This is a genomic window from Mesorhizobium sp. M0522 (genome assembly GCF_040321085.1).
GTDB lineage: Bacteria > Pseudomonadota > Alphaproteobacteria > Rhizobiales > Rhizobiaceae > Mesorhizobium.
This window is the reverse complement of record NZ_JAMYQW010000006.1, coordinates 110,532-130,400: the sequence shown is the minus strand read 5'-3', so window position 1 is coordinate 130,400 and position 19,869 is coordinate 110,532. Positions and strand designations below refer to the sequence as shown.

Below are 19,869 nucleotides of genomic sequence, written 5' to 3'. Positions count from 1 at the left end.
GCGAGTTTTGGATGACGGTCCGTAGCCTGGTGGCAAGCGGACGTCAAGAAGCGCTGTCGAGGGCAGCGCGTGTATCGGGTGGTTCACGCCGCCCCGATTTGCGACCAAGCATCCCGATTGCCGGCCAGAGCCGGCGCGAAAAAAGGATGCAGAAAAAATGCTCGCACTTGCCAACAAAGTTGCCATCGTCACCGGCGCCAGTTCCGGCATCGGCCGCGCCACGGCAAAGCTCTTTGCCGAGCAAGGCGCCAGGCTCGTCGTCGCCGCCCGCCGCCAGGCGGAACTCGATGCGCTGGTTGCCGAAATCGAAGACGCCGACGGCACGGCCGTCGCCCTTGCCGGCGATGTCCGTGACGAAGCCTACGCAAAAGCCCTGGTCGACCTGGCGGTCGAGAAATTCGGCGGGCTCGACATCGCCTTCAACAATGCCGGCTCGGTCGGTAGGATGGGGCCGGTTTCGGAGCTGTCGCTGGAGGGCTGGCGCGAGACGCTCGATACCAATCTGACCAGCGCCTTTCTCGGCGCGAAATACCAGGTGCCGGCGATGGTCGAACGCGGCGGCGGCTCGTTGATCTTCACCTCCACCTTCGTCGGCTACACGGTCGGCATGCCCGGCATGACCAGCTATGCCGCGAGCAAGGCCGGACTGATCGGATTGACGCAGGTGCTGGCCGCCGAATTTGGCGCCAAGGGGATTCGAGTCAACGCGCTGCTGCCGGGCGGCACCGACACGCCTTCGGCGACATTCAAGACACCTGAATCGCGGGCCTTCGTCGAAAACCTGCATGCCTTGAAGCGCGTCGCCGAGCCTGACGAGATCGCCCGCTCGGCGCTTTACCTGGCTTCCGATGCATCGAGCTTCACCACCGGCACGGCACTGTTCGCCGACGGCGGTGTCTCGATCACCCGGACGTGAAGCGTTTCGCGGTTGGCGTAGGCCCGCACGCCGCAATGCCTGAAAACCGGTCTTGCTTTTTCCGGCGATTTGACGATTCCGTCTTCGCCTCGAAGACGGATTGGAAACATGCTGCTGATCAGAACCTATATCGCCGCGAGCGCAATCGAAGGCGTCGGCGTGTTCGCCGCCGAGCCTATCCGGAAAGGGGCGCAGATCTGGCGGCTCGATCCGGACTTCGACCGGCTGATCCCGATGGAAAGATACGAGGCAGCGCCGCCGCACCTCAAGGAATTGCTCGACAGATATGCCTATCCCAGTCCGGACCGGCCGGGCTTCATGGTCTATGAGGTCGACAATGGCCGCTTCATGAACCACGCCGACAAGCCGAACACCGACTTTTCGCAATATGGCGGGGCCACCGCAACCCGCGACATCGCCGCCGGCGAGGAGATAACCTGCGACTACGGCGAGTTCTTCGAGGGTTTCGAGCAGCTCCACCTGGCCACCGCGTAGCGGCGCCTATCTGGCCCGAGGCGAATTTTGTTCTTGCTTTGTGCCGGCAGCTATGCTACTAAACTCGATATGGTGCTGATTCACACCAACGACCCCCGCCGAGGCGGGTTTTTCGTTTCGGGATCGGCACCGCCTCTCAATTGGCTGTGGACAGCGCCCCTTGATTCTGCTATCAGCCGCCCCAATTCGTGGTGTAACGCGCCGCGGAGGCTTGCGGCTATGGCCGCTTGCCTGTTGATTTCAAACCCGAAAGACAGGATTGCACGTGCAGGTACTCGTCCGCGACAACAATGTTGATCAGGCGCTTCGCGCGCTCAAGAAAAAGATGCAGCGCGAAGGCATCTTCCGCGAAATGAAGATGCGCGGACATTACGAGAAGCCCTCCGAGAAGCGCGCCCGTGAAAAGGCGGAAGCCGTGCGCCGCGCCCGCAAGCTGGCCCGTAAGCGCGCCCAGCGCGAAGGCCTGCTGCCGATGACGCCGCGTCCGGTCGCGGCCGGTGCTGCCGGTGCCGGTGCTCCGCGTCCGCCGCGGTTCTGACGTCAATTTTTCGTCCTTTTCCAAGGATATCCAAGGTGGCGCGATGCGGAATCGCCGCCACCTTTTTGTTGTGAGTTCGACCCGGTCCGGGAGGACCGGTTGGGAGAGATGCCGGTTCGGAGGGGGAACGGACCAGACGGCGCAGTAAGGACAGGGCAGACATGGACGCAATCACCGTAGAGCGCAGAACCGCGTGGCGCGGCCTCGCCCTGACGGCAGCCCTGCTTTCCGGGATGGCGCTTGCCAGCTGCCAGAGCGTTCCGACCGGCGAGTTCAACAACATCGACAAGGCGCAAGCCTCGAGCGAGAACATCTCCTCGCTGTCGGCGGTGATCCAGCGCAACCCCCAGGATCCGGAAGCCTACAATGTGCGCGGCTCGGCCTATGGCCGCGGCGGCCAGTACCAGGCGGCGCTGAAGGACTTCAACACCGCCATCCAGCTCAATCCGAATTTTTACCAGGCCTATTCGAACCGGGCGCTCATCCAGCGCTTCCTCGGCGATCAGGCCAGCGCGCTCGCCGACTACAACCGCTCGATCCAGATCAATTCCAACTATGACGCCGCCTATATCGGCCGCGGCAATCTCTACCGCAGGGCGGGCCGGGTCCAGGAAGCCTTCAACGATTTCCAGAAGGCCATCCAGCTCGACACGACCGATGCGCGCGCCTATCACAATCGCGGCCTGATCTACCAGAGTCAGGGCCAGCACGCCTTTGCCATCGAGGATTTCTCGACCGCCATTTCGCTGGCGCCGGATGCCTCCGAGCCTTACAATGGGCGCGGCCTCTCCTACCTTGCCATGAACGACGAGGACAATGCCTTCGCCGACTTCAACATGGCCATCAAGCTCGACGGCAAGAATGCCGAGGCCTGGTCCAACCAGGCGTTGATCTACGAGCGGCGCGGCGACAAGGTCAGGGCCGCGAAATCCTACCGCGAAGCCGTGCACCTCAATCCGACCTACCAGCCGGCCAAGGACGGCCTGGCCCGCACCAGTGCCGGCTCAGCGGCCGGTTAATCGGGCCTCCGTTTCCGCACTCCGACAACCCTGCGTTTAGCTTCGCCTTGCTGGCGCCAAGTTTTCGGCGGAACGCTCGGCGTGCTCAGCCGTTTGTACAAGGCAATTTCGAAAGGACCCTGCCATGATCAAGAAACTCGCTTGTGCCGCTGCTCTCGCCACGACCGTCGTTGCCGCTCCCGCCAGCGCCAGCAAGCTCCAGCTCGGCGTGCTCGACTGCACCATCGACGGCGGCACAGCCTATCTCGTCACCTCCAACAAGGGTGTTTCCTGTGTCTTTCGTCCGCATCGTGGCGGCCCCTCCGAAGTCTATACCGGGGTGATTTCCAAGCTCGGCGTCGATGTCGGCCGGACGCATCAGGGCCAGCTGGTATGGGCGGTTCTGGCGGCGACCCGCAACCACGATGAAGGTGACCTTGCCGGCAGCTACTATGGCGTGAACGCCGAGGCCAGCGTGGTCACCGGTGGCGGCGCCAATCTCCTGGTCGGCGGCCTCGACAGCGCCTTTTCGCTGCAGCCGCTCAGTGTCCAGGCACAGACCGGCGTCAACCTGGCGGTCGCCGTCACTTCGCTGGACCTGATCCATTCGTTCAAATAGCGGCCTCTGGCAAATACGGCCCGTGGCCTTTCATCATGCGCCGGGATAGGACGGTTCCGCGCCGCGTAGTCGCCGGCGCGTGGCAGCCTTTTGATTGGGCGCCATGCGGCTTCGAAATTGACCGATGATCGCGCGGTGGCGCCAAACTCATTCTGCGCGCAGCGCTTCGATCGGCTGTAGGCTTGCGGCCTTGCGGGCGGGATAGTAGCCGAAAAAGACGCCTACAGCCGCGGCAAAGCCGATAGCCAGCAGGACGGCGCTGAGATCGATGATCACCGGCCATTGAGCGATAGACCCAACGGCGATTGCAGCAACAATCCCAATACCAGCACCTAGAATACCCCCGAGCAGGGCAAGCGTTGCTGCCTCAACGAGAAACTGGGCAAGGATATCTCGCCGTCGCGCGCCCACCGCAAGCCGCAGTCCGATCTCGCGGACCCGCTCCGTCACCGTCGCCAGCATGATGTTCATGATGCCGATCCCGCCCACGACCAGCGAAATTGAGGCCACCGCCGAAAGCAGCAGCGACACCACCCGTGTGGTCGAACCTTCGGCATTCGCAGCTTCGGCGAGGTTGCTCACCATGAAGCTGTCTTCCTGACCCGTCCGCAACCGGTGACGCTGCCACAGGAGTTGGCGGATCGCTGCCATCGTGTCCTCGGCCGAGGTCCAATCGGCGAACTTGACGGTGATGTTGTGTACGAAGGTCGGATTGGCACGGCTCGTGCCAATGAACTGACGTCGCGCCGTCCTCAGCGGCACAAGTGCCACATCGTCCTGATCATCGCCCCACACGCTCTGGCCCTTCCGCTCCAGCAGTCCGATCACCGTGAACGGCACGTCGCGGATGCGGATCGCGGCGCCCAGCGGATCGGCTTTTCCGAACAACTTCTCCCGCATCGTCGTTCCGAGGAGCACCACGTTGGCGACGCGGTTGTTGTCCTCCGGGGTCATCTCCTGCCCGGCAATAACCCTCCACTCGCGCGCTGAGAAATATTCCGGCGTCACGCCGCGAAGCACGCCTTGCCAATTGGCGGAGCCGATCGTGAACTGCTCGCGGGCGTGGAGGAGTGGCGCCGCCACCACGACGCCGGGGATTTCCATTCCGATCGCCGCCGCGTCCTCTTCACTCAGCCGCGGCGCGCCACCGGCCCCAAGCCGCACGCTGCCCATCTTCGCACTGCCCGGACTGACGCTGATGAGGTTGGCGCCGAGGCTGCGGATCTGCGCGGTGATCCGTTCGCGCGCACCAACCCCGATCGCGATCATCACCACGACAGCGGCCACACCGATGATGATGCCCAACATGGTGAGCGCGCTGCGCATACGATGGGAGCGTAATGATCGCAGGGCGGTTCTTGTGCTACCGGACATTGTTGTACGCCAGCGCTAGACGGCGAGTGTCATCCAAAGGTCGGACCTGCTGTATGACAGGGGTGTCTGACAGAACGCGGCCGTCTCGAAAGGCTACAATGCGATCCGTATGGGCAGCTATCTCAGCCTCATGGGTGACCAGCACAATGGTCAGGCCCTCTCCATTGAGTCGGCGAAAAATTGCCATGATCTCCAGCCCTGTCTGGCTGTCGAGCGCACCAGTGGGTTCATCGGCCAGTAAAAGTAAGGGCTCCGTCACCAGGGCACGGGCAATGGCAACGCGCTGCTGTTGTCCGCCCGAGAGTTCGGCAGGAGTATGTCTGGCCCGATCGGCGAGCCCTACCTTGGCCAGCATCGCCAGCGCTGCGCGCCGCCGCTCACCAGCCCACATGCGGCGATAGACAAGCGGCAGTTCCACATTTTCCAGTGCGCTGGCCCGCGGCAGCAGATTGAACGACTGAAACACGAAACCGATGTTGCGATTGCGGATCGCAGCGAGCTCATCGTGATGGAGTCCACCGACGTTTACCCCGTTCAGCCGATAGCGGCCTTCACTGGGACTGTCGAGGCAGCCCAGTATGTTCATGAAGGTAGACTTGCCCGATCCTGAAGATCCGATCACCGCGACGAATTCGCCTCGTTGAATCGTCATGGTCACCCCTTCGAGCGCCCACACCGGCTCTCCGCCAACACGGTAGCAATGGCGCAGCCGGTCGACGTCAATCAGAGCCATGGATACCTGACCTCACCACAACCGGAACTTGACCAGGACGGAAGACGCGTCATCGTCCCGACGCGGAGTAGTAGCAAGCCCCGTAATGACCTGCTGCCCCTCAGTCAGGTCGCCTGCCAGCACCTCTGTTGCACGACCGTCGGTGATTCCAAGCCGGAGCGAGACAAGCTTCGGCTCGCGGTCTGGCCCAAATACAAATACCTCGCCCGGGCTTCCCGCCTCTACGCCCGTTTTGGCAATGGCCGGCGCGGTCGATCGCGCCTCGTCCCCGGTATCACTCGGCGGCCGAAAACGCAGGGCCGCATTGGGCACTTTCAAGACCCCCTGTCGCTTGGCCATTACCACGCTCAGATTGGCGGTCATGCCGGGCAACAGCAGCTCATCGGAATTTTGCGTACCGACCACCACTATGTATGTGACGACGTTTTGAACGACCTGCGGTGCCTTGCGTATCTGTTTTACCGTGCCGGTGAAAATTCGGTCGGGATAGGCATCGGCAGTGAAAGTAACCGGCTGCCCGAGCGCAAAACGGCTAATGTCGGCTTCCACCACAGAAGCTTCCACCTGCATCTCAGTCAGGTCTTGAGCTATGGTGAACAGTATCGGGGTCTGCAGGCTAGCCGCCAGGGTCTGACCGCCACTGACGGCGCGATTGACCACTGTGCCGGTGACCGGCGCGCGTACATAGGTGCGGTCAAGATCAATTTGGGCCTGCTGAAGCACCGCTTCCTTCTGCTTCACCTGGGCAAGCGTGTTGGCGAGCTCCGCTTCTGCCATGTTAAGGGTCGCCTTGGCGGCTCGAACGACTGCCGATTGCGACAGTTCCTCGGCCTGGGCGGCAGTCGCCTGCGCCTTGGCAGAATTGTGCGCGGTATTCTCCCGCTCCCATTCTCCCACCGCGATGATCTTCTGCTTAGCCAGAGAACGTTTGCGGTTCACTTCCTGCGCCGCGCCATCGAGCGCGATTTCGGCGCGTGTAGTCTGTGCGGCTGCAGAATCATATCTGGCCTCGGCGGTCTCCATCTCTGCCTTGGCCCGCTCGATCTGCGCCCGATGTACCGAAACCTGCGTTTGCGCCATCTCCCGTTCGGCAAGGGCTTGCGCTACTCTCGCTTCGTAAATCTCCGGCTCAACCCGGGCTATGACCTGGCCTTTGGTGACCTTGGAGTTGAAGTCGACATAGAGTTCCTTCACCCGACCCGAGAGCTGAGAACCGACTTCCACCATAACTAGCGCGTTCAGCGTGCCAGCCGCCTGCACCGTTGTGACGATATGGCCGCGCTCCACGGCTTGCGAGCGATAGGCGGGGGTATCGGGCCTGATGGAGGACGGCTTGAGGAGAGCTGAGAGCTGATTGAAGGCCGACAAAACCTGGCCGGAAGTCGCCGATGGCGTCGGTCCCATCGAACTCCCGGGCGTTACCGCCGCGCCGAGGATTACTGTAACGAACAAAACGCTGCGCATCATGTTCTGACCACCTCTGAGCCGGAAGGGAAAGGTAATCCCTTCCGGCTCTTTAATCTGCACTTGGCAGTGCCGCAGAGGAATTCTACAAACCTATAGAATAAACCTGTCAACAGCCAAATACATCGACGTTGATTCGAAAATTCCGGATGTTACTGCTTGCATTGGCCGGGATTACCCTCGCAGGCCGTCTCGGTCTTGTTGCCAATGTTGCCTTGGCCTTCAGCCGTGTCCTGCGTTGCCGTGCCGAACGCATTGCCATTTACATCCTTCGGGGTCTCATTGCACACGCAGTCCGGAACCGACCCCGTCTTTGTACAGGAAGCCACGCCAGCGGTGCCGCAGAAGTCCGTGCACTGCGTCGCCGACACGCCAGGACAGGCGTTCTGCGCCAGCGCCCCGCCTGTTCCGAGCAACAGTGTTCCACCCCAGAAAGCCGCAACCGCGGCTATCTTTAAACCACTATGTCCAACAATCATATTCTCCTCCGAATTTGCCAGAGCTAGAGGGTGCTGCGCAGGCCATCTCTGGCACTGGTCGGCAGCATGAGGGCGCAACAAAGCCCTCGATTCGGCTCGATCGATTATGCTGTTGGGGGATGCGGAAGTTATGAGGCCGCCAGCAACGGCTTTAAGCCGCCGGGCCTCCCAAGACTCTTTCGAGTGACAAGACTCTTTCGGATGAAGGGCCCTCTGCGGCGCACAGAATCGCCGCAATACTTGGCCTGCGCAAATCGGCAGCGCCCATTGTCGTGCTCCAGTACGACTGTAAGCGGGAATATTTCTTCTTGCTAATATATTAACCATATTTGCGGAAGCTGGCAACCAGTATCTGGGATATACGTCGGTTGAGGTGCTGCTAAATCGATTGGTAGAACGGCGTGAACATCGCAATCGGCGTCAGCCAGTATCAGTTGCGCCGCAGAGCGGGTTGATCGTGGAGCCGAGATGCACGATCACCCTGGCTTCCCGCCTACATCATCATCTCAGCACACCGGAAACCGCTTGAACTCAACTGCGGTTGAGGTTTTACAAGCCGTCCCCGAAGCGCCGCGTGCCTATTTGGAGACGAAGAGCGCTCCAATATTTTAGACCAGCGTCTAGGGAAGCTCGGGGGGCTGGATGACCAAAACAAGCACAAACGGGGTCGATTGGCGCGCGCTGTGGGCGAGCGGCGACCTGGCGCGCTTCTGCTTTATCGGCCTCGGCATCCTGCTGCACGCCACCAATGAAACCATGGTAGCAACGGTCATGCCGGCCATGGTCGGCGACCTCGCCGGCGTGCAACTGGTCGGCTGGTCGCTGGCGATCTACGAGTTCGGCGCCATCGTTGCCGGTGCGGCCGCCGGACGGCTGGTGAGCTATGTCGCGCTGCGTACCAACATGATGGTCGCCGCAATGCTCTATGCCGTCGGCGCGCTGGTCTGCGCCACCGCGCCTTCGATGCCGCTGTTCCTCTGCGGCCGCCTGATCGAAGGGCTCGGTGGCGGCGCGCTGGTGTCGCTGGCCTTCGTCTCGGTCGAGCGGCTGTTTGCCCGCGCGATCTGGCCGCAGCTTTTCGGCGTCATGTCGGCGATCTGGGGTGTCGCCGCCTTCAGCGGGCCGGTGCTCGGCGCGGTCATGACCGAATTCTCGTCCTGGCGCTGGGCCTTCGGCGTCTTCACCCTCGGCGGCACGGCCATGGCGCTGGCAAGCTTCCTCGTGCTCGATACGCCTGAAGCAACGAGGCCGCAGGCGAAGGGCGGCTCGGCGCCGCCCTTCCCCTTTGCGGCACTTGGCTGCCTCGCCGGCAGCGTCGTGCTGATTGCCACTGCCGGCGTCGACATCGCCCTGCTGCGCTCGTCGCTGCTGCTCACCCTCGGCCTGATCGGCCTGGCGCTGTTTATCTATATCGACGCACTGAAGCCGCGCTCGCGCCTGTTCCCGTCGCGGCTGTTCTCATGGCGCTCGCCGGTCGGCGCGGGCATGACTATGGTCGCTGCGTTTTCGGTGGCGACCTGCTCGTTCGCGGTCTACGGGCCGCTGCTTCTGACCAGCCTGCACGGCATTCCGATCCTGACCACCGGCTACATCATCGCCGCCGAATCGATCGCCTGGTCGATCCTGTCGATCCTCGTCGCCAATGCGCCGCCAGAGCGAGAGCGGCTGATCATCGTCGGCGGGGCGCTGATGATCGCCACGGGCGTCGCCGGTTTCGCCTATACGGTGCCGGCGGGCTCTATCCCGTTGATCCTGCTTTGTGCCTTGCTGCAAGGCGGCGGTTTCGGCATCGCCTGGCCGTTCGTCACGCGTGTGATCGTGGCATCGGCCAAGGAAGGCGAGCAGACGATCGCCTCGGCCGCTGTGCCGACCATGCAGCGCATCGGTTATGCCGTGGGTGCGGCACTGACCGGCATCGTCGCCAACGCCAGCGGCTTTTCCGAAGGCCTGAACCGCGAGGCCGCGGCGAACGTCGCCGCCTGGCTGTTCCTCGCCTTCATACCGCTCGGCATCCTGGGATGCCTCGCCGCCCTGCGGATTTCGGGGACGACCGACACGAAGCCGGCGAAGCTGTCAATCTCCGTGGGGGAGATTGACTAGACAACGACCGTCTTCAGCCGGTCGGCGATTAGTGCCGCGAGCCGCGTCGCCACCTCGTCCTTGCTCATCTCCGGCCATTCCTCGACGCCGGCCTTCGAGACGATTCGCACCTTGTTGCGGTCGCCGCCCATCACGCCCGGGGAACCATCTTCATGGGAGACATCATTGGCGACGATAAGATCGGCGCCCTTTTTTGCGAGCTTGGCCTCGGCATTCCTGACCAGATCCTGCGTCTCCGCGGCGAAACCGACCACCAGCATCGGCCGCTTTTTGTGGTGCCCGACACCGGCAAGAATATCGGGATTTTCCACCATCTGCAGCGAGGGCGGCCCCTCGCCCGCCATCTTCTTGATCTTTTCCCCGGCCGAACTTTGAGTGCGCCAGTCGGCGACAGCCGCGACGAACACCGCCGCGTCGGCCGGCAGCAACTGCTCGACCGCGTCCTTCATCTCGACGGCGGTTTCGACGTGCAGCGTGGCAACGCCGGCCGGATCGGCAATGCCGACCGGGCCGGAGACGAGACGCACATCGGCGCCGAGCCTGGCCAGCGCCGCCGCAATGGCGTGGCCCTGCTTGCCCGACGAGCGGTTGGCGATGTAGCGCACCGGGTCGATCGGTTCATGCGTCGGTCCGGAAGTGACGATGATCCTCCTGCCTGCCAGCGGCTTTGGCCGGCTGTCGAGCAGCGCCTCGATCGCGGTGACGATCTTCAGCGGCTCGGCCATGCGGCCCTCGCCCACCTCGTTGCTTTCGGCCATCTCGCCTTTCGCCGGGCCGACGAATGCGACGCCGTCCTTGCCCAGCATCGCGCGGTTGCGGCGGACCGCCGGATGCGCCCACATTTTCGGGTTCATCGCCGGCGCCATCAAAACCTCCTTGTCGGTGGCGATGAGCACCGTCGAGGCAAGGTCGTTGGCGTGGCCGTTGGCGAGCTTTGCCATCAGGTCGGCGGTGGCCGGCGCCACGACCAAAAGGTCGGCCTCGCGCGACAGCCTGATATGGCCGATGTCGTGCTCGTCCTGCCGATCGAACAGTTCGGTGAAAACATGGTCGGCGGACAGCGCCCCGGCCGACAGCGTAGTGACGAACTCCTGCGCCGCCGCGGTCATCACCACCCGCACTGCCGCACCGCGCTCGCGCAGCCGGCGGATCAGGTCGAGCGCCTTGTAGGCGGCGATGCCGCCGCCGATGATCAGCAGGATGCGCTTGCCGGAGAGGATGCCTCGCGGGCTGGAGACGGCGACCACCGGCGTTGCCGGACTCTGCGAACTCGTCAGTTCGCGCAGTGTTTTCTCGATCTGGTCGATGCGACCGGCCGAACCGAACTGACCTTCGACCGCTGCGCGGATCATCACCCGCGCCTGGTCTTCCATCGACCGGCCATTCTCCGCCGCCAGTCGGCGCAGCAGGTCCTTGACCTCGTCATCAAGGTTGCGGATCGTGATGCTGGCCATCTGATTGCACCTTGCCCGGAAGTTCTGAGTGCAATGATAGCAATGCAATCACTTTGCAACAAGCGCTAGAATATACGCCAGGCGATATACACCAGCGTCAGCGCGATCACCCACAGCGCCAGCCGGCCGGAGCGGGTGTAGCGTGCCTCGGCCTTGCCGATGGCGCGCGCAGTCCTTTCGTCGAAGCGCAGGCCGTTTTCGGCCATCAGGTCGATCTCACGCGACAGCCGCTCGGTGCGGGCGGCGAGGTCTGGCGCCTGGCGGGCCAGCGCCAGCAGCGCGTTGGCACCGTCGCGCGCATCGGCCAGCAGCGCGCGCGGGCCGAGATTGCGGGCAATCCAGCCGCTGACCACCGGCTCCGACGTCTTCCACATGTTGAAGGCCGGATCGAGGGTGCGGGCGACGCCCTCGACAACGACCATGGTCTTCTGCAGCAGCACCAGTTCGGATCGCGTCGCCATGTCGAATAGGTCGGTCACCTCGAACAGCAGCGTCAGCAGCTTGGCCATCGAGATGGTCTCGGCCGGCTGGCCGTGAATCGGTTCGCCGATCGCCCGGATCGCCTGGGCGAAGGCCGCGACATTGTGCTGGCGCGGCACGTAGCCGGCCTCGAAATGCACTTCGGCGACGCGCTGATAATCGCGCGTGATGAAGCCGTAGAGGATTTCTGCGAGGAACCGGCGCTCCTTCCTGCCGAGCCGGCCGGCAATGCCGAGGTCTACGGCGACGATGGTGCCGTCGGCCTCGATAAACAGGTTGCCCGGGTGCATGTCGGCGTGGAAGAAACCGTCACGCAGCGTATGGCGCAGAAACGACTGAACGAGGTTGGCGGCAATCGCCTTCAGGTCGTGGCCGGCGGCGGCTAAGCCGGCAATATCGTTCATCTTGATGCCGTCGACCCATTCCATGGTCAGCACGTCACGACCGGTGCGCTCCCAGTCGACCGACGGCACACGGAAGCCGGGATCGTCCTTGGTATTCTCGCCGAGCTCCGAAAAAGCCGCCGCCTCCAGCCTCAAATCCATTTCGATTTTGGTGGTCTGGGCCAGCGTCTCCGTCACCTCGACCGGCCGCAGCCGGCGCGACGACGGGATGTATTTTTCCTGTAGCCGGGCGGCGAGGAAATAGCTCTCCAGATCGCGAAAGAAGCGGCGGCGCACGCCCGGCCGGATGACCTTTACTGCTACCCGGGTAATGACGCCGTCCTGCAGGGCTTCGGCGGTATGAACCTGGGCGATCGAGGCGGCGGCGACGGCCTCGCCAAAACTGACATAGAGCTCGTCGATCTTGCGTCCGAGCGATGCTTCTATCGCCGCTATGGCCTCGGCCTTGGGAAACGTCTGCATCTTGTCCTGCAGCATGGCGAGATCGAGCGCGATATCGTTTCCGACGACGTCCGGCCGTGTCGCCAGGAACTGGCCGAGCTTGACGTAGGATGGGCCGAGCCGCACGACCGCCTTGGCCAGCCTGTCGCCGCGCTCATAGGCAAGCGCGCGACGGCGGGTGAATAGCCGGGCCATGCGCCAGCCGAATTTCGGCAAGCCGAAGAGCTCGTCGCCGGGCAAAGCCGCGATGACGCCCTCGCGCACAAGCACCCAGCCGGCCCGCACGAGCCTGAAACCAGCGCCGATGCTGCTCATGGCTGGCTTTGCCTCGCCGATTTCCTAGACCGGCGAAGAGCACATTGAGTACGAAAGATACGGGCCAGCCTCAAAGCTTCCAGCCCGAGTGGAGCGCGGCGATGCCGCCGGAATAATTGCGGAACGAGGTGCGGTCGAAGCCGGCGCGCGAAATCATCGCCGCGAAATTCTGCTGATTGGGAAACTTGCGGATCGATTCGACCAGATAGGAATAGGGCTCGCCATCGCCGGTCACCACCTTGCCGATCCGCGGAATGGCGTTGAACGACCATGCTTCATAGACCTTGTCGAGCAGCGGCATCTCGACCTCGGAGAATTCAAGGCAGAGAAAGCGCCCGCCAGGCTTCAGCACGCGATAGGCTTCGGCAAGCGCCACATCGATGCGCGGCACGTTGCGGATGCCGAAAGCGATGGTGTAGGCGTCGAAAGTAGCGTCGGCAAAAGGCAGTTCCTCGGCATTGGCTTCGACGAAATCGGTATTTGCCGACAGGCCCTTTTTCTCGGCCCGGTCGCGGCCGACGGCGAGCATCGAGCCGTTGATATCGAGAACCGTTGCATGAGCGTGCCTGCCGCTCGCCTCGACGATGCGGAAGGCGACATCGCCGGTGCCGCCGGCAACGTCGAGAACGCTCCAGCCCGGCCGCTTCGGTGGATTGAGCCAGGCGACCATGGCGTCCTTCCACAACCGATGCAACCCGGCCGACATCAGGTCGTTCATCAGGTCGTAGCGGTTCGCCACCTTGTGGAAAACGTCATTGACCAGGGACTGCTTGTCGCCTGGCCCTACCCGCCTGAAACCATAGGAGGTTTCCATGCCGCCCGCAGCCGTGGTTCTTTCAACCGACATCGTTTTGATCCGCCATAAAATCGGCGGGACCATAGCCGATCGATGGTGCGGGCGCTATTGTTTAAGGCGCGGTGTTCGGCCGCGCTTCGAAGCAGGTTCCGGAAAAGTGTCACACGGTTTTCCGACAGGAACCTGCGTCATAAGAAAAAGCCTGACGGGATAATTGAATGCCTTTGAAAGCAGAACTGCACTGCCACATCGAAGGGGCAGCGGCGCCTGAACTCGTCCTCCGCCAGGCTGAGAAATACGGCAAGGATGCCTCGCCCTACATCCAGGACGGCTCCTTCGTCTGGCACGACTTCACCTCTTTCCTCGCCGCCTACGACTTCTCGTCGGACCTGTTCCGCACCGAAGAAGACTATGCGCGGCTGGCCGACCATTACCTGACCAGCCTCGCCCGCGACGGCGCCATCTATTCCGAGGTTTTCACCTCGCCCGACCATGCCAGCAAGGCCGGGCTGTCGCCGAAGGCCTATACCGACGCGCTCGGCGAAGGCATGGCCCGCGCCAAGGCGAAGACCGGCATCGAAGGCCGCATGATCGTCACCGGCGTGCGCAATTTCGGTGTCGAATCGATCGAGCGGGCGGCGCGTTTCGCCGCGCGCTGCGGGCATCCGCTGGTCACCGGTTTCGGCGTCGCCGGCGACGAGCGGATAGGCGACCTGGAAGATTATGTCAGGGCCTTCGAGATCGCCCGCGAGGCCGGCCTCGGCATCACCGTCCATGCCGGCGAATTGATGGGCTGGGAGAGCGTCGAGGCGGCACTCGACCACATCCGCCCGTCTCGCATCGGCCATGGCGTGCGCGCCATCGAGAACCCCGAGCTTGTGCGGCGCATCGCCGACGAAGGCGTCGTGCTCGAATGCTGCCCTGGCTCCAACATCGCCCTGAAAATCTTCGACAGCTTCGCCGACCATCCCTTCCCCGCCTTGCGGGCAGCGGGCTGCAAGGTGACGCTCAACTCCGATGACCCGCCCTATTTCTGGACCTCGCTGAAACGCGAATACGACATCGCTGCCGAGCATTTTGCGATGGACGACAAGGCGCTCACCGCCGTCACCAGGACGGCCATCGAGGCAGCCTTCGTCGACAGGAAGACCAGGGCGGTGCTGCTGGGCAGGCTCGGCGCCAAGGGCAGGTGAATGGTGAATGGTGAATGGTGAATGGTGAATGGTGAATGGTGAACCCGGCGCTTCGGTTCGTCAACCGCGAGTTTTCCGCGCAACCAAGGACTCGCAAACCAGTTCACTATTCACTATTCACCATTCACCATCCACTATTCACCTGCGCAGTTGGAGAACACCATGAAGGGCGTTACCGTCGTCGACCATCCGCTTGTCCAGCACAAGCTGACCATCATGCGCAAGAAGGAAACTTCGACGGCCGGCTTCCGGCGGCTGCTGCGCGAGATCTCGCTGCTGCTCGGCTACGAGGTCACCCGCAACCTGGAACTGACGACGACTACGATCGAGACGCCGATCGAGACGATGGAGGCGCCGACGCTGGAGGGCAAAAAACTGGTCTTCGCCTCGGTGCTGCGCGCCGGCAACGGCTTGCTCGAAGGCCTGCTCGATCTGGTGCCGGCGGCGCGTGTCGCCCATATCGGCCTCTATCGCGACCATGAGACGCTGGAAGCGGTCGAGTATTTCTTCAAGGCGCCGGGCGACCTCGCCGACCGGCTGGTGATCGTCGTCGATCCGATGCTGGCGACCGCCAATTCGGCGATCGCGGCGATAGACAAGCTGAAAGGCCGCGGTGCCACCAACATCCGCTTCCTCTGCCTGTTGGCGGCACCAGAGGGCCTCGAGCGGTTTACCCACGCGCATCCCGATGTTCCGGTCTTCACCGCTTCCATCGACCGCCAGCTCAACGAAAAGGGCTACATCATGCCGGGTCTCGGCGATGCCGGCGACCGCATGTACGGCACCAAATAGATCCGTTTACCGATTGTTTACGCAAACGGCTGGTTTCCGCACTCGTTAAAGCGGCAATCACCATGTCGGACTAAGGATCGGCAACCACAAAGGCCGGTCCATGCTGCGCAAGCTCCTCATCCTTGGCGTGTTTGCCGGAACGTCGGCATCGCTGCCGATCGTGTATCAGTCCAATTCACAGGTAATCGAGCGGCTGTTGAAATCCGCCATCGGTGCCAGGCCGGCCGACAGACAAACCGACCTGAATCTCGCCGCCGTCCCGGACAGGCCCACAACGCCGCAGCCGCTCGGCCGCAAGGTCGTCGTCACCGCGGACGCGCGCGGGCATTTCATGTCGGTGTTCAAGTTGAACGGCCGCCAGATCGACGGCATGATCGATACCGGTGCCACGCTCGTCGCCATCAACACCTCGACCGCGCGCAGGATCGGCATCTCGCTCAATTCGACGGACTTCAGCCATCAGGTCAACACCGCCAATGGGGCGATCAAGGCCGCCGTGGTGACGATTGATCGCCTGCAGATCGGCAGGATCACCGTCGAGGGCGTCGAGGCCGTCGTGCTCGACGACAGGGCGCTGCACACCAACCTGATCGGCATGAGCTTTCTGCAGCGGCTCGAAAAATACCAGGTCGAAGACGGCACGCTGCTGCTGGTTCAGTAGAACGTGATCCCGAACCGCAGGTCCGCGCCAGCGAAAAGTTTGGGGACCGGTCTTCGGACAAGATCGTGGTCCAAAGAAAGATAGAGCCCATCCGATACCGTCGGAATGGCTCTACCCGCGCGGCAGGATCCGCCGGATGACGGTTTTCTCCGTGGCCGGTTTGGAAGTGCCGATCGTATAGGCCGAAAGCACGGCGGCCGCGGCCGCTTCGGCATCCCCGGTATTGCGGGCATGGACCAGCGCCAGCGCTTCGCCGGTCCGCACTTCAGCGCCGACCGGCAACAGCCTGGTGATGCCGACGGCGTGATCGATCCTGTCGTCGGGCCGCGTCCGCCCGCCGCCAAGCCCGACTACGGCAAGCCCGATCTCGCGGGTCGCGATGCCGGTGACAAAGCCGTTCGCGCTCGCCTTGACCGCGAATTCCGTTGCCGCTTTCGGCAAATATTTTTCCGGATTGTCGACAAAGTCGACGGGACCACCCAGTGCCGCCACCATGCGCGCGAAGATGGAAGCGGCGCGGCCGCCGGCCAGCGTTTCGGCGGCGCGGCGCAGGCCGTCCTGGTTGGACGACACAAGGCCTGCCGATTGCAGCATCTCGGCGGCCAGCGCCAGCGTCACGTCCTCCAGCCGCCGGTCGCGAAAGCGGCCGGTGAGAAAATCGACGGCGTTGCGCACCTCGACCGCATTGCCGGCGGCGGACGCCAGCGGCTCGTTCATGCCGGTCACCAGCGCCGAGGCCTTAAGGCCGGCGCCATTGGCGATGTCGACCAGGCTGTTGGCCAGTGCGGTTGCGTCGCGCGATTTCTCCATGAAGGCGCCGTTGCCGACCTTGACGTCAAGCACCAGCGAATTGAGGCCGGCGGCCAGCTTCTTCGACAGGACCGAGGCGGTGATCAGCGGCACCGATTCGACCGTTCCCGTCACATCGCGGATCGCGTAGAGCCTGGCGTCGGCGGGTGCCAGATCGGCGGTCTGGCCGATGATGGCGCAGCCGGTTTCGAGCACGGTCTTGCGGAACCGCGCAACATCCGGCTGGCTGATATAGCCGGGGATCGCATCCATCTTGTCCAGTGTGCCCCCGGTATGGCCCAGACCCCTGCCGGAAATCATCGGCACATAGGCGCCGCAGGCAGCGACGATCGGCGCCAGCATCAAGGAGACATTGTCGCCGACGCCGCCCGTCGAATGCTTGTCGGTGACCGGGCCGGGCAGATCCGACCAGTCGAGCACATCGCCGGAATCGCGCATCGCCATAGTCAGCGCCACCGCCTCGTCGCGGCTCATGCCGTTGAAGAACACCGCCATGGCAAAGGCGCCGACCTGCGCGTCGGTGACTGTGCCGGCGGTCAGACCCTCGATGAAGAACGCTGTCTCCTCAGCCGAGAGCTTCTGGCCGTCGCGCTTGCGGCGGATGATTTCCTGGGGAAGCATCAGGCGTCGACCCTGTGCTCCGGAAGCCCGTCCTGAAAAACACGCTGCAGAATGGTCGCCAGCCGCGCGCCGCCGACCGGCGCCATGTCCTTGGTCTCCTGGTGCGACAGCTCGGCTCCGGTCATGCCGGCGGCAAGGTTGGTCACGACCGAACACGCGGCGACGCGCAGCCCAAGAAAGCGGGCGAGAATGACCTCCGGCACCGTCGACATGCCGACCGCGTTGGCGCCCATGACGCGCGCCATGCGGATCTCGGCGGGCGTCTCGAAGCATGGGCCGGAGAACCACATATAGACGCCCTTGTGCAGCGTGGTACCGGTGGCCTTCGCCGCCTGCTCGATGGCGGAGCGGAGACCGGCGTCGTAGGCTTCGGTCAGGCCGACGAAACGGCGGTCGCTCGGTTCGCCGATCAGCGGGTTGGAGCCCGAGAAATTGATGTGGTCGGTGATCAGCATCACAGAGCCCGGGCCCATCCCGGGATCGACCGAACCGGCGGCGTTGGTGAGGATCAGCCCGGAGATGCCGAGGCCGGCGAGCACCTCGAGTGCCGGCCGCATCGCCGCCGCGTTGCCGTGCTCGTAATAATGCGCCCGGCCGGACAGCATCAGCACCGGCGTGCCGGCAAAGAGCCCGGCCACCACCTCGCCGGCATGGCCGCTGACGCCGCTTCGGGGAAACCCCGGCAAGTCGGCGTAGGAGATGCGCACCGCATCCTCGACCTGGTCGACAAGCCCGCCAAGCCCTGACCCCAGCACCAAGGCGGTGGTCGGCGCCAGCCCGTCCAGCCTTTCGACGAGGTGATCGAGCGCTTCCTTCATTTCAGCACATCGCCTTCAAACCCGTATGGCAGCAACTCGCCCATGGTCACGGTCTCAACCACGCCGCTATCATCGCAGAGATAGAACTTCGTCTCCGGCCGGCAGAATTCCGCCAGCCGCTGCCGGCAGCCGCCGCAGGGCGAGCATTTTGCCACGCGTTCGGCGATCACGGCGATTTCAGTGATCTTGCCGCCGCCGCCCATGATGTAGTTGGCAAGTGCGGTGGTTTCGGCGCACCAGCCCTCCGGATAGGACGCGATCTCGACATTGGCGCCGGCAAAGACACGGCCGTCCTCGGTGCGCAACGCCGCGCCGACCGGAAATTTCGAATAGGGCGCATAGGCCTTGGCCATGGCGGCTTTCGCCGCTTCGAACAGATCATGAGCCATGATAGATCAGCGTTCCTTGACATAAGGCACGCCGCCGGCGCGCGGCGGGATTGCCTTGCCGATGAACCCGGCAAGCAGGATGACGGTCAGCACATAGGGCAGCGCCTGCATGAATTGCACCGGCACCTTGCCGATCAGCGGCAGCGGCGTGCCTTGCAGGCGGATCGACGCCGCGTCGAGGAAGCCGAACAGCAGGCAGGCGAACATGGCGTTGACCGGTTTCCATTTGGCGAAGATCAGCGCGGCCAGCGCGATATAGCCCTTGCCGGCGGTCATGTCCTTCACGAAGCCGCCATTCTGCACCATCGACAGATAGGCACCGGCAATGCCGGTGAGCACGCCGGTGCAGATCAGCGCCCGGTAGCGCAGCCAGGCGACCGATATGCCGGCGGTGTCGACCGCGGCCGGGTTCTCGCCGACGGCGCGCAGGCGCAAGCCGAAGCGGGTGCGAAACAGCACCCACCAGGTGAACGGCACGGCCAGGAAGGCGAGATAGACCAGCACGGAATGGCCGGAGATGAGTTCCGAATAGATCGGCCCGAGGATCGGCACGCTCCTGAACGCCTCCGCGCCCGGCCAGATGATTGCCTCGAACCGCTCGCCGGCGGCCAGCGCCGGCGTGCGCCCGCCTTGCTGGAACCAGGCCTGGCCGAGCATGATCGTCGATCCGGCGGCAATGAAATTGATCGCGACGCCGGAAACGATCTGGTTGCCGCGATGGGTGATCGAGGCAAAGCCGTGGATTAGCGCGAAGGCGACCGAAATGAGGATGGCCATGCCGAGGCCGAGATAGGCCGAGTGGAAGACCGAGGCGGCGGCCGCACCGGCGAAGGCGCCGGCAAGCATCTTGCCCTCGAGCCCGATGTCGAAGACGCCGGCCCGCTCCGAGTAGAGGCCGGCGAGACAGGCGAGCAGCAAGGGCACCGACAGGCGGATGGTCGAGTCCAGGACCTGTACGATGGCGTTGAAGAAATCCATC

The 19,869-nt window shown here is 63.5% G+C and carries 19 protein-coding genes; 9 read left to right on the top strand and 10 right to left on the bottom strand.

Features of this window, described 5'->3' with window-relative positions:
* Positions 1-157 precede the first annotated feature (157 nt).
* The 5 genes from NKI58_RS10260 (at position 158) to NKI58_RS10240 (ending at position 3,566) form a co-directional block, all read left to right on the top strand.
* Entirely contained in the window at positions 158-916 is a 759-nt protein-coding gene (locus NKI58_RS10260) for an SDR family oxidoreductase (protein WP_352576188.1), read from the top strand.
* Between the two features lie 108 nt (positions 917-1,024).
* The gene (locus tag NKI58_RS10255) at positions 1,025-1,411 is read left to right on the top strand and encodes an SET domain-containing protein (protein ID WP_023675332.1); all 387 of its coding nucleotides are present in this window, start codon (positions 1,025-1,027) and stop codon (positions 1,409-1,411) included.
* 265 nt (positions 1,412-1,676) lie between these two features.
* Complete coding sequence (rpsU, locus tag NKI58_RS10250; RefSeq protein WP_023675331.1) at positions 1,677-1,949, top strand: 30S ribosomal protein S21; 273 nt, start codon at positions 1,677-1,679, stop codon at positions 1,947-1,949.
* A gap of 161 nt (positions 1,950-2,110) precedes the next feature.
* Positions 2,111-2,968, top strand: a complete 858-nt coding sequence (locus NKI58_RS10245) for a tetratricopeptide repeat protein (protein WP_352576190.1) — start codon at positions 2,111-2,113, stop codon at positions 2,966-2,968.
* 124 nt (positions 2,969-3,092) lie between these two features.
* A complete protein-coding gene (locus tag NKI58_RS10240; protein ID WP_023675329.1) occupies positions 3,093-3,566 on the top strand; it encodes a DUF992 domain-containing protein in 474 nt (157 codons plus the stop codon).
* 147 nt (positions 3,567-3,713) lie between these two features.
* Here the strand turns inward: NKI58_RS10240 and NKI58_RS10235 are convergent, their stop codons facing one another.
* Genes NKI58_RS10235 through NKI58_RS10225 form a run of 3 tightly spaced genes read right to left on the bottom strand, consistent with a single transcriptional unit; the run spans position 3,714 to position 7,200 of the window.
* Positions 3,714-4,892 carry an ABC transporter permease gene (locus NKI58_RS10235; RefSeq protein WP_352785573.1) on the bottom strand — a complete coding sequence of 393 codons (1,179 nt, stop codon included), beginning with the start codon at positions 4,890-4,892 and terminating at the stop codon, positions 3,714-3,716.
* Between the two features lie 37 nt (positions 4,893-4,929).
* Positions 4,930-5,673 carry an ABC transporter ATP-binding protein gene (locus tag NKI58_RS10230; protein WP_352588246.1) on the bottom strand — a complete coding sequence of 248 codons (744 nt, stop codon included), beginning with the start codon at positions 5,671-5,673 and terminating at the stop codon, positions 4,930-4,932.
* A 12-nt stretch (positions 5,674-5,685) separates the two neighbouring features.
* Entirely contained in the window at positions 5,686-7,200 is a 1,515-nt protein-coding gene (locus tag NKI58_RS10225; protein ID WP_352785570.1) for an efflux RND transporter periplasmic adaptor subunit, read from the bottom strand.
* Between the two features lie 1,058 nt (positions 7,201-8,258).
* Here NKI58_RS10225 and NKI58_RS10220 point away from each other — a divergent pair.
* Positions 8,259-9,716, top strand: coding sequence for an MFS transporter (locus NKI58_RS10220; RefSeq protein ID WP_352620313.1), 1,458 nt, complete (start codon positions 8,259-8,261; stop codon positions 9,714-9,716).
* On the opposite strand, the gene coaBC is transcribed toward NKI58_RS10220, so the two are convergent.
* The 3 genes from coaBC to ubiE form a co-directional block, all read right to left on the bottom strand.
* Positions 9,713-11,170 carry a bifunctional phosphopantothenoylcysteine decarboxylase/phosphopantothenate--cysteine ligase CoaBC gene (gene coaBC / locus NKI58_RS10215; RefSeq protein WP_352620311.1) on the bottom strand — a complete coding sequence of 486 codons (1,458 nt, stop codon included), beginning with the start codon at positions 11,168-11,170 and terminating at the stop codon, positions 9,713-9,715. The two genes, NKI58_RS10220 and coaBC, sit on opposite strands and share 4 nt — an antisense overlap.
* A 65-nt stretch (positions 11,171-11,235) precedes the next feature.
* Positions 11,236-12,810: a 2-polyprenylphenol 6-hydroxylase gene (ubiB, locus tag NKI58_RS10210; protein ID WP_352785565.1), complete on the bottom strand. Its 1,575-nt coding sequence runs from the start codon at positions 12,808-12,810 to the stop codon at positions 11,236-11,238.
* Positions 12,811-12,880: 70 nt separating this feature from the next.
* Entirely contained in the window at positions 12,881-13,657 is a 777-nt protein-coding gene (gene ubiE / locus NKI58_RS10205) for a bifunctional demethylmenaquinone methyltransferase/2-methoxy-6-polyprenyl-1,4-benzoquinol methylase UbiE (protein WP_352825187.1), read from the bottom strand.
* Positions 13,658-13,824: 167 nt separating this feature from the next.
* Here ubiE and NKI58_RS10200 point away from each other — a divergent pair, with 167 nt between their 5' ends.
* The 3 genes from NKI58_RS10200 to NKI58_RS10190 all read left to right on the top strand — a co-directional run bounded on the left by NKI58_RS10200 (position 13,825) and on the right by NKI58_RS10190 (position 16,252).
* Complete coding sequence (locus NKI58_RS10200; protein WP_352454014.1) at positions 13,825-14,799, top strand: adenosine deaminase; 975 nt, start codon at positions 13,825-13,827, stop codon at positions 14,797-14,799.
* Between the two features lie 162 nt (positions 14,800-14,961).
* On the top strand, positions 14,962-15,591 hold the full coding sequence (upp, locus tag NKI58_RS10195; RefSeq protein WP_254816867.1) for a uracil phosphoribosyltransferase: 630 nt from the start codon (positions 14,962-14,964) through the stop codon (positions 15,589-15,591).
* Positions 15,592-15,691: 100 nt separating this feature from the next.
* Positions 15,692-16,252: a TIGR02281 family clan AA aspartic protease gene (locus NKI58_RS10190; RefSeq protein ID WP_352588266.1), complete on the top strand. Its 561-nt coding sequence runs from the start codon at positions 15,692-15,694 to the stop codon at positions 16,250-16,252.
* Positions 16,253-16,363: 111 nt separating this feature from the next.
* Here NKI58_RS10190 and deoA read toward each other — a convergent pair whose 3' ends face one another.
* Genes deoA through NKI58_RS10170 form a run of 4 tightly spaced genes read right to left on the bottom strand, consistent with a single transcriptional unit; the run spans position 16,364 to position 19,868 of the window.
* Positions 16,364-17,683, bottom strand: coding sequence for a thymidine phosphorylase (gene deoA / locus NKI58_RS10185; RefSeq protein WP_352588269.1), 1,320 nt, complete (start codon positions 17,681-17,683; stop codon positions 16,364-16,366).
* Positions 17,683-18,501, bottom strand: a complete 819-nt coding sequence (locus NKI58_RS10180) for a purine-nucleoside phosphorylase (protein WP_352588272.1) — start codon at positions 18,499-18,501, stop codon at positions 17,683-17,685. The genes deoA and NKI58_RS10180 overlap by 1 nt, the downstream gene beginning before the upstream one ends.
* The gene (cdd, locus tag NKI58_RS10175; protein WP_292657331.1) at positions 18,498-18,890 is read right to left on the bottom strand and encodes a cytidine deaminase; all 393 of its coding nucleotides are present in this window, start codon (positions 18,888-18,890) and stop codon (positions 18,498-18,500) included. The genes NKI58_RS10180 and cdd overlap by 4 nt, the downstream gene beginning before the upstream one ends.
* A 6-nt stretch (positions 18,891-18,896) precedes the next feature.
* Entirely contained in the window at positions 18,897-19,868 is a 972-nt protein-coding gene (locus tag NKI58_RS10170) for an ABC transporter permease (protein ID WP_352588275.1), read from the bottom strand.
* Position 19,869: the final 1 nt, after the last annotated feature.